The 13,827-nt window shown below is 66.7% G+C and carries 13 protein-coding genes; 4 read left to right on the top strand and 9 right to left on the bottom strand.

Annotated features, from left to right (window positions below; genetic code table 11):
* On the bottom strand, positions 1-704 hold a 704-nt coding region (locus tag ACH0BU_RS14650; protein ID WP_500264227.1), incomplete at its 3' end, for a tetratricopeptide repeat protein.
* A gap of 317 nt (positions 705-1,021) precedes the next feature.
* Between ACH0BU_RS14650 and ACH0BU_RS14645 the strand changes: the two genes are divergently transcribed.
* On the top strand, positions 1,022-2,329 hold the full coding sequence (locus ACH0BU_RS14645; protein WP_296218010.1) for a tetratricopeptide repeat protein: 1,308 nt from the start codon (positions 1,022-1,024) through the stop codon (positions 2,327-2,329).
* A 37-nt stretch (positions 2,330-2,366) separates the two neighbouring features.
* Here ACH0BU_RS14645 and ACH0BU_RS14640 read toward each other — a convergent pair whose 3' ends face one another.
* From ACH0BU_RS14640 to ACH0BU_RS14625, 4 genes are all read right to left on the bottom strand, one after another.
* The gene (locus tag ACH0BU_RS14640; protein WP_314469915.1) at positions 2,367-3,587 is read right to left on the bottom strand and encodes a dihydroorotase; all 1,221 of its coding nucleotides are present in this window, start codon (positions 3,585-3,587) and stop codon (positions 2,367-2,369) included.
* Positions 3,584-4,573, bottom strand: coding sequence for an aspartate carbamoyltransferase catalytic subunit (locus ACH0BU_RS14635; RefSeq protein WP_046410821.1), 990 nt, complete (start codon positions 4,571-4,573; stop codon positions 3,584-3,586). The genes ACH0BU_RS14640 and ACH0BU_RS14635 overlap by 4 nt, the downstream gene beginning before the upstream one ends.
* Positions 4,574-4,642: 69 nt before the next feature.
* The gene (ruvX, locus tag ACH0BU_RS14630; RefSeq protein WP_125945055.1) at positions 4,643-5,101 is read right to left on the bottom strand and encodes a Holliday junction resolvase RuvX; all 459 of its coding nucleotides are present in this window, start codon (positions 5,099-5,101) and stop codon (positions 4,643-4,645) included.
* Positions 5,098-6,198: a DUF3089 domain-containing protein gene (locus tag ACH0BU_RS14625; RefSeq protein WP_046411792.1), complete on the bottom strand. Its 1,101-nt coding sequence runs from the start codon at positions 6,196-6,198 to the stop codon at positions 5,098-5,100. The genes ruvX and ACH0BU_RS14625 overlap by 4 nt, the downstream gene beginning before the upstream one ends.
* 137 nt (positions 6,199-6,335) lie before the next feature.
* Here ACH0BU_RS14625 and gatC point away from each other — a divergent pair, with 137 nt between their 5' ends.
* From gatC to gatB, 3 genes are all read left to right on the top strand, one after another.
* Positions 6,336-6,638 (top strand): Asp-tRNA(Asn)/Glu-tRNA(Gln) amidotransferase subunit GatC, encoded by a 303-nt coding sequence (gatC, locus tag ACH0BU_RS14620; protein ID WP_046411790.1) that lies wholly within the window; start codon positions 6,336-6,338, stop codon positions 6,636-6,638.
* Between the two features lie 79 nt (positions 6,639-6,717).
* Positions 6,718-8,202 carry an Asp-tRNA(Asn)/Glu-tRNA(Gln) amidotransferase subunit GatA gene (gene gatA, locus ACH0BU_RS14615; protein WP_314469909.1) on the top strand — a complete coding sequence of 495 codons (1,485 nt, stop codon included), beginning with the start codon at positions 6,718-6,720 and terminating at the stop codon, positions 8,200-8,202.
* A gap of 27 nt (positions 8,203-8,229) precedes the next feature.
* Positions 8,230-9,693, top strand: a complete 1,464-nt coding sequence (gatB, locus tag ACH0BU_RS14610) for an Asp-tRNA(Asn)/Glu-tRNA(Gln) amidotransferase subunit GatB (RefSeq protein WP_296218020.1) — start codon at positions 8,230-8,232, stop codon at positions 9,691-9,693.
* 60 nt (positions 9,694-9,753) lie between these two features.
* Here the strand turns inward: gatB and ACH0BU_RS14605 are convergent, their stop codons facing one another.
* The 4 genes from ACH0BU_RS14605 to ACH0BU_RS14590 form a co-directional block, all read right to left on the bottom strand.
* Complete coding sequence (locus ACH0BU_RS14605) at positions 9,754-10,893, bottom strand: epoxide hydrolase family protein (protein ID WP_125945092.1); 1,140 nt, start codon at positions 10,891-10,893, stop codon at positions 9,754-9,756.
* 5 nt (positions 10,894-10,898) lie between these two features.
* Positions 10,899-11,939, bottom strand: coding sequence for a phosphotransferase family protein (locus ACH0BU_RS14600; RefSeq protein WP_296218024.1), 1,041 nt, complete (start codon positions 11,937-11,939; stop codon positions 10,899-10,901).
* A gap of 111 nt (positions 11,940-12,050) precedes the next feature.
* Positions 12,051-12,965 (bottom strand): hydrogen peroxide-inducible genes activator, encoded by a 915-nt coding sequence (locus tag ACH0BU_RS14595; protein ID WP_296218032.1) that lies wholly within the window; start codon positions 12,963-12,965, stop codon positions 12,051-12,053.
* A 71-nt stretch (positions 12,966-13,036) separates the two neighbouring features.
* The gene (locus ACH0BU_RS14590) at positions 13,037-13,807 is read right to left on the bottom strand and encodes a sulfite exporter TauE/SafE family protein (protein ID WP_046410810.1); all 771 of its coding nucleotides are present in this window, start codon (positions 13,805-13,807) and stop codon (positions 13,037-13,039) included.
* Positions 13,808-13,827 lie beyond the last annotated feature (20 nt).

Genomic DNA, 13,827 nt, shown 5'->3' with positions numbered 1-13,827 from the left:
GCGGCGGGGCTAGCCGCGGATGGAGGCGTGCTTCCGGACGTCGTCAGCGGCGCGCGCGTCGCCACTGCCGGGGCGGGCGATGGGCCGGTTGGCGTCGCGGCGCGCGGCGGCGCGGAATTGACCGTCGCGCCGGGGGCACGCGGTGCCGGGAGGGATGCAGCGAGCGCCCGCGCGTCAGCCTCATATTTACGGGCGAGGGTGAGCCCCTGCTGCCGCTGCACCTCCGGGATATATCGATCCATCTGCGCGAGCGTCTGCGACGCCTGTGGCAGGCCTTGCTGCGAGGAGCGGGTGACGAGTGCATAGGCGCGGGTCCAGTCGCGGGCGACACCGTCCGCGTTGAACAACATGGTGCCAAGGACGAGCTGGGTGCGCCGCTCGCCCCGCGCCACGGATTTCTCCAGCCAGGGCAATGCCTCGGCCTTCTTGCCTTCCTGGAACAGGGCGAGGCCGTAATTGTCGATCGCCTGCGCATGTCCCTGCACAGCGGCCTTGCGGAACCACTCGATCGCGGCGGGCAGATCGGCCTGGACGCCGCGGCCCAGTTTGTAGGCCTGACCCATGTTGAACTGGGCATCGGCATTGCCGGCCACCGCAAGCGGGCGCCAGGTCTGAACCGCCGCCTTATAGTCACCCCGCGTCCACGCATCCACACCCTGCTTCACGTCGGCCGCGGCCGGCGCAGCGGCGAGAAGTGCAGCCACGGGCAGCAACAGGCAGGCATTTCGCATCTGGTCAAACCCCCATCCAGCGGCTCCGGCGACCAGCGGTGTCGCGCGGCCGGAGCAGCGATCTGATCGCATAAGATTACCGCTTCCATAACCTCTTGTCAGCGAAAGTGGGCCGCCATTTACCATTCCTTAGACCCAAAGGGGCACATCTACGCTGGCAAGGTGGCAATACCATCGAGGCACGACCGCCCTCGGGCGGCAGCATGGCGACCCGCACGTCTGTGTGTGTGGGGGGAGCGGCTGACGAGCCACGCGGGCGCCGCCAACGAAGATCGTTCGGGGACTGAGACATGAAGAAGCGCGCGATTGCCGGCCTGAGCCTATCCGCGTTGATGCTGGGCGGGACGATGGTCGGGTGTGCGCAAGGCGGCATCTCGACCGCCAGCAGCCGCAGCGACGAGAAGCTCGCCAAGCTGGCCGAGAACAACGCGGCCAAGGCGCAGCAGGCGCTGGCGAAGGGCGATGCGATCAAGGCGATCAGCTATGCCGAGGCGGCCGTGGCGGCGATGCCGCGTGACGCAGAGCTTCGTGCGCTGCTGGGCGCGTCCTACCTGAAGGCTGGCCGCTTTACCTCAGCGCATACTGCCTATGCCGACGTGCTTCAGCTGTCGCCGACCAATGGCAAGGCCGCACTCAACCTCGCCCTGGCGATGATCGCCGAGGGGCAGTGGGATGAGGCGCGCACCCTGTTGGACGAACATGCCGCCATCGTGCCGGCCGCCGATCGCGGGCTGGCGATGGCCCTGGCCGGGGATCCGGCGACGGGCGCCGAATTGCTGATGACGGCCGCGCGCTCGCCGGATGCTACCGCGACGACGCGGCAGAATTTTGCTCTGGTGCTGGCGCTCGCGGGGCGCTGGGCCGAGGCGCGGCAGGTTGCCGGGATCGACATGGCACCGCAGGCGGCTGATGCCCGGATGCTGGAATGGACCGCGTTCGCCAAGCCGACGGGGGCGGCCGATCAGGTCTCGGCACTGCTCGGCGTCATTCCAGTGAAGGATCCCGGTCTGCCGGTTGCGCTGGCGCTGAATGCGAGCGTTCCGGTGACCCAGCTTGCGGCGGCCGCCCCGAGCCAGGTGCCTGCCGACGCAGCTTCGCCCGAGGCCGCGGCCAACGAGGCGGTTGAGGTTGCGCAGGTGGAGCCGGCCGCCACGATGACGTCGCCGTCGGGCAGCAAGATCGTGTTCGCCGAGCGGCAGGAGGTGGTGCAATCTCTCCCCCTTGGCCGTGCGCCCACTGCTCCCAAGCGCGTCGAGGCGGCGACGCGACTGGCCACTGCGACGCCGACCCCTGCCTCACGCGAGATGGCGAAGGGCAAGTGGTACGTGCAGCTCGGCGCGTTTGATTCGGCGGACGTGGCGAAGGATGCCTGGCATCGGGCGCAGCGCCGCTATCCCGTGCTGGCCGAGCAGACGCCGACCGGCATGGCGTTCAAGTCGTTCTACCGCCTGTCGGTGGGCGGGTTTGGTCGCAGCGATGCCGAGACGCTGTGCCGTGGCTATCGTGCGACTGGCGGGCGTTGCTTCGTGCGGACAGGAGCCGGCGATCAGACGGCGGTGTGGGTCAAGGCCGGCAAGGTCCAACTCGCCGGCCGCTGAACCGCCTCGCCCGGATCCGGCGGTGCTGATCGGCTGATCAGCCCGTCGTTATCTCTCGGCCGCCCTTGAACAGGCGAAGCACGCGGCCCTGTACGGGCAGTCCGTCGAACGGCGTGTTGCCGGCCATACCTGGCAGCGTATCCGCATTGATCTGCCACGGCTTGTCAGGATCGACGAGCATCAGGTCAGCCTCCTGTCCCGGCGCAAGGACGCCGCTATCCAGCCCAAGCACCGACGCCGGATTGCGGGCGAGCAGCGCCGGCAGGCGATCCAGTGTGACGGTGCCGTCCAGCGCGAGGCCGAGCGCCAGCGCAAGGAGCGTCGCGGCGCCGGCGGCGCCGGGAACGGCATCAGCGAAGGGCAGACGCTTTTCCTCCGGCCCGCGCGGATCGTGGCCTGAACACAGTACGTCGATCGTGCCATCCGCCAGCGCGGCGAGCGCGGCGCGGCGATCCTCCTCCGAGCGCAGCGGGGGGGACAGGCGCGCGAAGGTGCGAAAATCGCTCATGGCGATGTCCGACAGCAGCAAGTGAGCGGGCGTGATGCCGCAGGTGACGCGCACGCCGCGACGCTTGGCCGCGCGGACGAGATCGAAGCCGGCGGCGGTCGTGACCTGGCGAATGTGGATGCGCGCGTCGGCGGCCTCCGCCAGCATCAGGTCGCGCGCGATCGCCAGCGGTTCGGCCAGCGCCGGGGCGGCGGGCAGGCCGAGGCGAGTCGCCGTCTCACCGATCGTGGCCACGGCATCGCCGACCAGCCCGCCGTCTTCGGCATGGGTGATGACGGCGAGGTCAAGGTCGCGGGCATAAGCGAGGACGCGTGCCATAACGCCCGAATCAGCGATCCAGCGCGGGCCGGTACCAACCGCGCGCGCGCCGGCAGAGGCGCAGATCGCCATCTCGGCAAGATCGGTGCCCTCAAGCCCGCGGGTGGCGGCGGCGATCGGGTGGATCCACAGGTCCGGCCGGCCGATCAACGCCGATCGCTGCACGATGCCGGGCTCGTCCAGTACGGGATTTTGATCGGGCAACAGGCCGACGCGGACGATGCCACCGGCGCGGAAGGCGGCGCGATCGATCGTCGCGACGCCCAAGTCGACGATCGCAGGCGCGAGCAGCTTGCCGGCGCAGTCAATGACGGTGGCGCCGTCGCGAGCCTCGTCGACGATGCGGCCATCGGCAACATACAGGTCGCCGCGGCGCTCGCCATCACGCGCGCACAGGATGCGGGCGTTGCGGAAATGAAGCGCGTTGCTCATGCCCAGCCCTCCACGCCGCGTGCTCGTCGGGTCAGCACGTCGAGGCAGGCCATGCGTACGGCCACGCCCATCTCGACCTGTTCGGTGATGGCGGAACGTTCGGGATGGTCGGCAACGCTGGAGTCGATCTCCACGCCGCGGTTCATCGGGCCCGGGTGCATGACCAATGCGTCGGGCTTGGCGCGCGCCAGCCGCTCCGGTGTGAGGCCATAACGCAGCCGATATTCGCGGCTGGAGGGGACGTAGCCGCCCGACATCCGCTCGGTTTGAAGCCGCAGCATCATGACCACGTCGGCACCCTCAAGCGCGACGTCGAAATCGGTGAAGGGGGTGACGCCCATGCGGTCGATCGCGGGCGGCATCAGCGTCGAAGGGGCACAAACGCGCACCTCCGCGGCGAGGGCCGTCAGGGCCAGGATGTTGGACCGGGCAACGCGGCTGTGCAGCACGTCGCCGCAGATGACGACGCGCTGATTGTGGATCGTGCCGCGGCGCCGGCGGATGGTCAGCGCGTCGAGCAGTGCCTGCGTCGGGTGTTCGTGCCGCCCGTCGCCGGCGTTTAGGACGGGGCAGTCGACCTTGTCCGCGATCAGCCGGACCGCGCCGGACGACATGTGCCGGATGACCAGCACGTCCGCCCGCATCGCGTTCAGTGTCATGGCTGTGTCGATCAGCGTCTCACCCTTTTTTACGCTGGACTGCGCGGCGTGCATGTTCACGACGTCCGCGCCGAGCCGCTTGCCCGCAATTTCGAAGCTGAGCAGCGTGCGCGTCGAGTTTTCGAAGAAGGCGTTGATCTGCGTGAGGCCCGCCAGCCTCTTGTCGGGCGCCGCGCGATCACGGTTCGCGGCGATCCAGCCTTCCGCCTCGTCGAGGAGGAAGCTGATCTCGTGTGGCTGAAGACCCTCGATCCCGGTGAGGTGACGGTGCGGAAAAACATCGCCTCCGGAAATGAGGGAAGCGGGGCGGTGGTCCGACATTGGCATCGAAGGCGCCGGATAATCATGGCGCGCAGGCAGGGCAAGCCGCTGTATCCCGTAGCGGCGCGCCGATGATCAGCCGGTCGTGAGGGCGTCGATCGCCGCCTGAAGGATGTGCGCCGCCGCCAGCGAATCGATTCGCTCGGCACGTTTCGCGCGGCTCATGTCCTGTTCGATCATCACCCGTTCGACCGCCACGGTGGACCAACGTTCGTCCCACAGCAGGATGGGACCAAGATCGGTGATGTTGCGGGCAAAGGCGCGGGTCGACTGGCTGCGCGGACTTTCGCTGCCATCGAGATTGAGCGGGAGGCCGAGTACGATGCCGGCGACCTTCTGCGCGGTGATCAGCTCCGCCAGCGCGGCCTTGTCCTGCGTGAACTTCCGCCGCCGGATCAGTGCGGCGGGGCTGGCGAAGGTCCAGCCGGCGTCGCACAGCGCGGTACCGATCGTCTTGGTGCCAAGGTCAAGACCAAGCAGGCGGCCCCCGGCGGGCAGGGTCTCGCGAAACTCGGAAGCGCTTGCCGTAATCATCGTGCCGCCACCCGCCGGGCTGCGTCCTGGCGGACGTTCGCCCAGAACAGGGAATAATCATAGACGTGGTAATTGTTGCCGGGGAGCACATAGGGCCCGACGTCCGGTCCTTCGCCGATGAGCAGCAGCCCGCGATCGCCACAGCGTGCGGGCACCTTGCCCGCCTCGATCGAGGCGCTGGCAAGATCCTCTGACGGGAACAGTGTGCCCGCGTTGGCGGTGGCGGGTGCAGCGGCGTTGGCGGTGCCGGTCAGCGGATTGGTGCAGACAAGCGTGCTGCCCCGGCGCGGCTTGCCATCGAAGCCGGTGCTGCTGTCATAAGTGTCGATCACCAGCGCAGGGTCTGCCGGCTCGGCAAAGCTTTCCCACGACAACAGGCAGCCATGCTGATCGGCGCGGGTACATTCGGGGAGACCCAGCGCAGGCAGATCGTTGCTGCGGCTGACCGGCCAGCCCACGACATAGGCTGCCACCACGCGGCGGGCGAGCGGCGTGCCCGCAACCTGATCCTTCAGCAGATGAGTCAAGTGCAGGGCGCCCTGGCTGTGGCCGGCAAGGATCATCGGTCGTTCGGGCCCGATCTCTCTGAGGAATGCAGCGAAAGCGGCCTGGATGTCGCCATAGGCGAGCTCGAGCGCGCGCTGCGCATCCGCCGCATTGGTGAGGAACGACCCAAAGGTCGCCTGACGATAACGCGGCGCCCAGATCTCGCCCACCTCGTTGAACACGCTTGCCTGTCCACGGAGGAACAGCGCTGCACGGGCATTCGCCTCCTCATCGTCGAGCGGCGCGTTCCAGTGGTCGGCGCTGAGATAGGAGGTCGGATGGATGAAGAAGACCGCGGGCCCACCGGGCGTCGTGCGCGGCTGATACCCCGCCGGGGTCCATAGTGCCGGGTTCCCGGTCCGATCCGGCCGCGCGAGCCACATGTCGGCGCGGTCATATTCGTTTTCCTGCAAGGCCGGCTGCTGCTCGAACGCGACCTTCGGCTTGTAATACCAGCGGACCAGATCGCTGCCGTAGAAGTTCCAGGTGATCTGAAACGCGATAATCAGCGCGATCAGCACCGCCATGACGTAAAGAAACTTGCGAGCCATGGGCGCCGCCTGCCCCAGTCGCGGCGGCCGCGCAACTTCGGGCATGGTGAACGCCATCGCAGATGGGCGCGCAGGGGCGTGCGCGATCCGCTTTCCCGCCCATTGCGCTTCGCCCCGCGCCGATGGTAGCGGGCGCCATGTCCGTAGATACCGTCACCGTGAAGAAGGTCGCGAGCCTTGCGCGCATCGCGATCGACGATGCCGCCGCCGAGCGGCTCGTGCCCGAGCTGAACAACATCCTCGGCTGGATCGAGCAACTGGGCGAGGTGGATACCAGCGGCGTCGCACCGATGACCGCGGTGATCCCCAACAAGCTGCGCCTGCGCGACGATGTGGTGAATGCCGATCCGCTGACCGGTGGCGGCATCCGCGACGCGGTGCTCGCCAATGCGCCGCAGGCGGAGCATGGCTTCTTCACCGTGCCCAAGGTGATCGAATGATGGCGATCGTGGCCGCACGGCGCCCGAAGGCGCTCCTATTCCTTGAACAGCCGGCGATCGCCGGCGTGACGGTGTTTTGATGACTGACCTCACCGATCTTGGCATTCGCGATATTCGCGACGGGGTGCGTGCCGGCACCTTTTCCGCGCGCGACGTTGCCACCGCTTTCAACGACGCGGTCAGCCGCGCCAAGCCGCTGAACGCCTTTCTGGTCGAAACGCCGGACCATGCACTGGCCGCCGCCGATGCCGCCGATGCCGCGCGCGCGGCGGGCGATGAGCTGAAGCCGCTGGCCGGCGTGCCGATCGGCATGAAGGACCTGTTCTGCACCAAGGGCGTGCCGACCACCGCTGCCAGCCACATCCTGGAAGGCTTCACGCCGCAGTACGAATCGACGGTGTCGCAGAACCTGTGGAACGCGGGCGCCGGGATGCTCGGCAAGCTGAACATGGACCAGTTCGCCATGGGCTCGTCCAACGAGACCAGCGCATTCGGCAATGTCATCTCGCCCTGGCGCAGCAACGACGGCAGCACAACGCCGCTGGCGCCGGGTGGCTCGTCGGGTGGTTCTTCCTCCGCCGTGGCGGCGCGGCTGTGCCCGGGTGCGACCGGCACCGATACGGGCGGCTCGATCCGTCAGCCGGCGGCCTTCACCGGCATTTCGGGCATCAAGCCGACCTATGGCCGCTGCTCGCGCTGGGGCACGATCGCTTTCGCCTCGTCGCTGGATCAGGCCGGGCCGATGGCGCGCGACGTGCGCGATTGCGCGATCATGCTGGAGGCGATGAGCGGCTTCGACGCGAAGGACGCCACCTCGCTCGACCTGCCGGTGCCGCAGTGGGAGCAGTCGCTGAACGCCAGCATGGCAGGCAAGCGCGTCGGCATTCCGCGCGAATATCGCGTCGACAACATGCCGGAGGAGATCGAGGCGCTCTGGCAGCAGGGTATCGCCTGGATGAAGGATGCGGGGGCGGAGATCGTCGAGGTGTCGCTGCCGCACACCAAATACGCGCTGCCGGCCTATTACATCATCGCGCCGGCCGAGGCGTCGTCGAACCTCGCGCGCTATGATGGCGTGCGTTATGGTCTGCGCGAGCTGCCGGACGGCGCGAACCTGCAGGAAATGTACGCAGCGACGCGCGCCGCCGGATTCGGCGACGAGGTGAAGCGGCGTATCCTGATCGGTACCTATGTGCTATCGGCTGGCTTCTACGACGCCTATTTCACGCAGGCGTCGAAGGTCCGCACGCTGATCGCGCAGGATTTCGAGAAGGCCTGGGAAAGCTGCGACGTGCTGCTGACGCCGACCGCACCGTCGGCGGCGTTCGCACTGGGCGAGAAGAGCGCCGATCCGCTGGCGATGTACCTCAACGACGTGTTCACCGTGCCGTCGAGCCTCGCCGGGCTGCCGGCGATGAGCGTGCCGGGCGGGCTGGATCGCAAGGGGCTGCCGCTGGGGCTGCAGGTGATCGGCAGGGCGCTGGACGAGCAGGGCGTGCTGAACGCGGCGCTCGCGATCGAGGAGCGCGCGGGCTTCGTCGCCCGGCCGCAGGCGTGGTGGTAATGACGTTCGAATTCGGGAATCTGGCCAATGGCTGACGCAACCGCACCATATCGCATCAAGGGCGCCACTGGCGACTGGGAAGTCGTGATCGGCCTTGAGGTGCACGCACAGGTAACCTCCAACGCCAAGCTGTTCTCCGGGGCGGCCACCGCGTTCGGCGCGGAGCCCAATTCGCAGGTCAGCCTGATCGACGCGGCGATGCCCGGCATGCTGCCGGTACCGAACCGCGAGTGCATCCGCCAGGCGGTGCGCACGGGCATGGCGATCGATGCGCAGATCAACAAATGGTCGCGGTTCGACCGCAAGAATTATTTCTACGCCGACCTGCCGCAGGGCTATCAGATTTCGCAGCTTTATCATCCGCTTGTCGGTGAAGGCTCGATTGAGATCGAGGATGGCGAGACGGTCAAGACGATCGGGGTGGAGCGCATCCATGTCGAGCAGGACGCCGGCAAGCTGATGCACGATCAGCATCCGACGCGGTCCTATGTCGACCTGAACCGGTCGGGCGTGGCGCTGATGGAGATCGTCAGCCGGCCGGACATGCGCTCGCCGGCAGAGGCTGGCGCCTATCTGCGCAAGCTGCGCGCGATCCTGCGCTATGTCGGCAGCTGTGACGGCAACATGGAGGAAGGCTCCATGCGCGCGGACGTCAACGTCAGCGTGCGCCGGCCGGGCGAGGAATTCGGCACGCGTACGGAGACGAAGAACGTCAACTCCGTCCGCTTCGTGATGGCGGCGATCGAACATGAGGCGAACCGCCAGGTCGACGTGCTGGAGAGCGGCGGGAAGATCGTTCAGGAAACGCGGCTGTTCAACGCCGATACAGGCACGACGCGGTCGATGCGGTCGAAGGAAGACGCCCACGATTACCGTTACTTCCCCGATCCCGATCTGTTGCCGCTAGAGCTGAACGACGCGTTCCTCGAGGAATGCCGTGCGTCGCTGCCGGAACTGCCGGATGCGAAGCGCAAGCGCTATGAGGCGGCAGGGGTTACCCCGTATAATGCCGCAGTGCTGACCGCGGAGGTTGAGACGGCGCGCTGGTTCGATGCGCTGCTGGAAGAAGGCACGGCGCCGGTCGCGGCATCCAACTGGGTGACCGGTGAATTGTTTGGCGCGCTGAACCGTATCGGCAAGGACATCACCGAGTCGCCCGTGACGCCGGGGCAGGCGGCGGAGCTCCTGGCACTGGTGGCGGACGGCACGCTGTCGGGCAGTCTGGCGAAGCAGGTGTTCGAGGTGATGCTGGAAACCGGCGATGCGCCGGGCAAGATCGTGGAGGAGCGCGGGCTGAAGCAGACCAGCGATACCGGCGCGATCGAGGCGGTGATTGCCGAGGTGCTGGCGAAGAACCCCAACCAGCTGGAACAGTATCGCGGTGGCAAGGTCGCGCTGTTCGGCTTCTTCGTCGGGCAGACGATGAAGGCGATGGGCGGCAAGGCCAACCCGGGTGTCGTCAACGAGTTGCTGAAGAAGGCGCTGGGCTGATCGGCGCGTCACCCCGGCGGCGGATGCCGGGGTGATGGCCAGCGTTGTGCTGGTGCGGCGTCAGCGCAGCGAGCGGAAGGTGGCGCGCACCTCTTCCACGAACAATTCGGGTTGTTCGAGCGCGGCGAAATGCCCGCCGCGGTCTAGCTCGTTCCAGTGGATGATGTTGGTATAGCTCTTCTCCGCCCAGCGGCGGGACGGCCGCAGGATTTCCTTGGGGAAGATGCTGCACCCGGTTGGCACCGTGACCTTCTGTCCGCCGAAGGCGCCGAAGCTCTCCCAATAGAGCCGGGCTGACGAGGCGCCGGTGCCGGTCAGCCAGTAGATCATGATGTCGTCGAGCATTTCATCCCGGGTCAGCGCGTTCTCCGGCACCCCGTTGCAATCTGTCCACTCGTGGAACTTCTCGTAGATCCACTTGGCTTGCCCCACCGGCGAATCGACCAAGGCGTAGCCAAGCGTCTGGGGCCGGGTGGATTGCTGTTTCGAATAGCCGGTGCCCTCGTCAGAATGACGTTTCAGGTCCGCCAGGGCCGCCTTTTCCGCCTCGGTCGCGTTGGCGACATCCTCCGGCGTCGGCCTTACCGTCACCATGTTCAGGTGTATGCCGGCCACGGAAGGGTCACCGCTGGCCCCGATTGCAGTAGTGACGGCCGATCCCCAATCGCCGCCCTGGGCGCCGAAACGCTGATAGCCGAGCCGCTTCATGAGCGTGATCCACGCGGCGGCGATCCGCGGCACACCCCAGCCCGCTTCAGCGGGGCGATCGGAAAAGCCGTAGCCAGGGAGTGAGGGGCAGATGACGTGGAACGCATCGGCGGGATCGCCGCCATGCGCCGCCGGATCGGTAAGCGGACCGATCACCTTCAGGAACTCGACAACCGAGCCGGGCCAGCCATGGGTCAGGATGAGCGGCAAGGCGTCGGGGTTAGGGGAGCGACGGTGCAGGAAGTGGATGTTCAACCCGTCGATCGGGGTCGTGAACTGGCCCACCGCGTTGAGCGCCGCCTCGCACCGGCGCCAATCGTAGCGGTGCTGCCAATGATCCACGAGCGCGCGCGCGGCGGCGAGCGGCACACCCTGTTGCCAATCGTCGACGGTTTCGCGCTCCGGCCATCGGGTGCGCGCCAGCCGATCCCTCAAATCATCAAGATCCGCCTGTGGGATGGCGAGGGTGAAGGGAGTGATCGCATCGTCCATCGGGGTCATCCGCGCCGGAGGAGGGAGAGTGCCTGTTCCGCCAGCATCGGGGTGCCGTTCACGGCCTCCCCGGCGTTCGGCGTCACCCCGGCAAGCGCGCGGGCGTAGACGCCCTGGCTGATCGAGGCGAGGCGGAACACCGCGAAGGCGAGGTAGAAGTTCCAGTCCTCGATCGCGTCGCCGCGTCCCGTTCGGCGGCTGTAGGCGGCGACATAATCCTCCTCGCGGGGGATGCCGCTGGTCGCAAAATCGACGCCCTCCAGCGTGCCCCAGCTGGGCGACGTCGAATGCCACATGAAGCAATTGTAACCGAGGTCGGCGAGCGGGTGTCCGATGGTCGACAATTCCCAGTCGAGCACCGCGATCAGCCGCGGTTCGGTTGGATGGAACATGACGTTTTCGAGCCGGTAGTCGCCATGCGCGATGCTGACCGCCTCATCCTTCGGAACGCGTGCGGGCAGTTCTGCGATCAGCGCCTCCATCGCGGGGATCGGCTCCGTCTCCGCCCCGCGATATTGCTTGATCCATCGTGCGATCTGGCGATCGAAATAGCCGGTCGGGCGACCGTAATCTTCGAGGCCGACGGCGCGGTGATCGACCTGATGGAGTGCAGCCAGCGTCTGATTGAGCTGGTCATAGACGGCCGATCGCTCCGCCGGGGTCAGATCGGGGAGCGTCGCATCGCGGAAGATGCGCCCTTCGAGATAATCCATGACGTAAAAGGCAGTCCCGATCACGTTGGGGTCGTCGCAGAGCGCGCGCATGCTGGGAACCGGGACGTCCGTTTCCCGCAGCGCCGCCATCGCGCGGAACTCACGCTCCACCTGATGTGCGCTCGCCAGCAGCTGCCCAGGCGGCTTCTTGCGCAGCACATAGTCGCCGGCGTCAGTGGACAGCATGAACGTCGGGTTGGATGCGCCGCCGACGAATTGCTGCACCCGCATGTCGCTGCCAAAACCCTCGACATGGCGGCCCAGCCATGCCGCCAGACGCGGTTCATCGAACTGGTGGCGTGGCGAAACGTCGGTAAGTCGTGCGCCTGTCATGCACGCGCCGCCCGCAATGCAGGCGTTGAAAACAGCGGCATCATCCTCTCCCTCGCGCATGTTCTGCGTCGTTTCACGACACCTAACGCGAAAGATGAGGTCGTTAGAAGATCAAATCGGCCGATCCCTGACGGATGACAGTATTTCGGCGAGGTGGCGAAAATCCTTTTCACGCGGGGAGGCGCGGCGCCAGGCGAGCGCAATCGTCCGTTTCGGATTGTCGCCGCCGAGCGGCCGGGCCGTGATCCTCGTATGGTCGAGGATGCCCGCGGTAAGCGCGATCTCGGGCAGCATCGTCAGGCCCAGGCCATTGTCGACCATCTGTACGATGGTGTGAAGCGACGTACCCATCATGGTCGCCTCCGCGCGCAACTCCGGCCGGTTGCAGGCGGCGAGCACATGATCCTTCAGGCAATGGCCATCCTCCAGCATCAGGAGGCGGGTTTCATCGATTTCCAGCGGCGACACGGGCTGGACGCTGTCCGGAAGCTCGCCGGTCGGAAAGGCGAGGAACAGGCGATCGTCGAACAACGGTTCGGTCGTCACGTCGCCGCAGGCGTAGGGCAGGGCGAGTAGGACACAGTCGGCCCTGCCACTGTGCAGCGCCTCGCACGCCTGGGCGCTGGGTTCCTCGCGCAGGTAGAGTTTCAGATCGGGATAATCGGCGCGCAGCCGGGGCAGCACCCGGGGGAGCAGGAACGGCGCGATGGTCGGGATCACGCTCATCCGCATCTCGCCCGACAGGGGGCGGCCGGCAGCCCGTGCCATGTCGCCAAGCTCCTCCGCCTCGCGCAGGATACGCCGTGCCTTGGCGACAATCTGATCACCCAGCGGCGTGAAGCGGACCACGCGGCGAGTGCGTTCAACCAGCGTCACCCCGATCAGCGTTTCCAGTTCACGGATGCCCGCCGACAGCGTCGATTGCGTGACGTAGCACGTCTCCGCCGCGCGGCCGAAATGCCCCTGATCCTTGAGCGCAACGAGATATTGAAGCTGCTTCAGCGTCGGTAGATAGATGTTCGCCATATAATCGGTCCGATCGATCAATGGCCATGATATAGTGCATTCGGTCGATCATGCGAGATCGACCGCAGAGGTTACAGAACCGCGCGGATAAAACCGTAAGTGCTTGTGATCGTCAGGACGGCGCCGACCAGAACCAGCATCACGGTGGTCGGGATGCGCTTCGCCATGACGGCGCCAAGCGGCGCGGCGATGACGCCGCCAATCAGCAGGCCGACCGTAGCGGTGGCGAAATCCTCCAGGCCGAGATGCCAGATGAACGTTGCCGATACCGTCAGTGTCAGGAAGAATTCGACCGCATTGACCGTTCCTACCACTCGGCGTGGCTCCAGCCCCTGCACCAGCAGGTTGGACGTGACGATCGGGCCCCAGCCGCCGCCGCCAGCCGCATCGAGGAAGCCGCCGACGAGGCCGAGCGGCTCCACCACCTTGGGCTTGCCGCGCGGCGCAGAGAACAGCAGCCCGCGGACGAGCAGGTAGATGCCGACAAAGATCAGATAGCCCAGCACAAAGGGCTTCACCGTTTCACCGTCCAGATTGGTCAGTAGATACGCGCCGCTTACCCCGCCAATGATGCCGGGCACGAGCAGCCGGAAGAACAGCCGCTTGTCCACGTTGCCGTGCAGCACATGGCTGATGCCGGAAATGGCAGTGGTGAAGGTTTCGACGATGTGGATGTTGGCTGAAGCGCGTGCGGGCGACAGGCCGATCACCGCGACCAGCAACGTGTTGCAAATCAGCCCGAACGCCATGCCGAGCGCCCCGTCGACGATCTGGGCGCCAAAGCCGACGAGGATGAACGGCAGCAGCGCTTCCAAGGTCAGCGACGAAAAATCCACACTCATCCCCTAGTGACTGACGCGAA

The sequence above is a fragment of the Sphingomonas olei genome (genome assembly GCF_045369765.1).
GTDB classification, from domain to species: Bacteria; Pseudomonadota; Alphaproteobacteria; order Sphingomonadales; family Sphingomonadaceae; genus Sphingomonas; species Sphingomonas panaciterrae.
The sequence above is the reverse complement of the archived record's forward strand: the minus strand, read 5'-3'. Positions and strand labels throughout refer to the sequence as shown.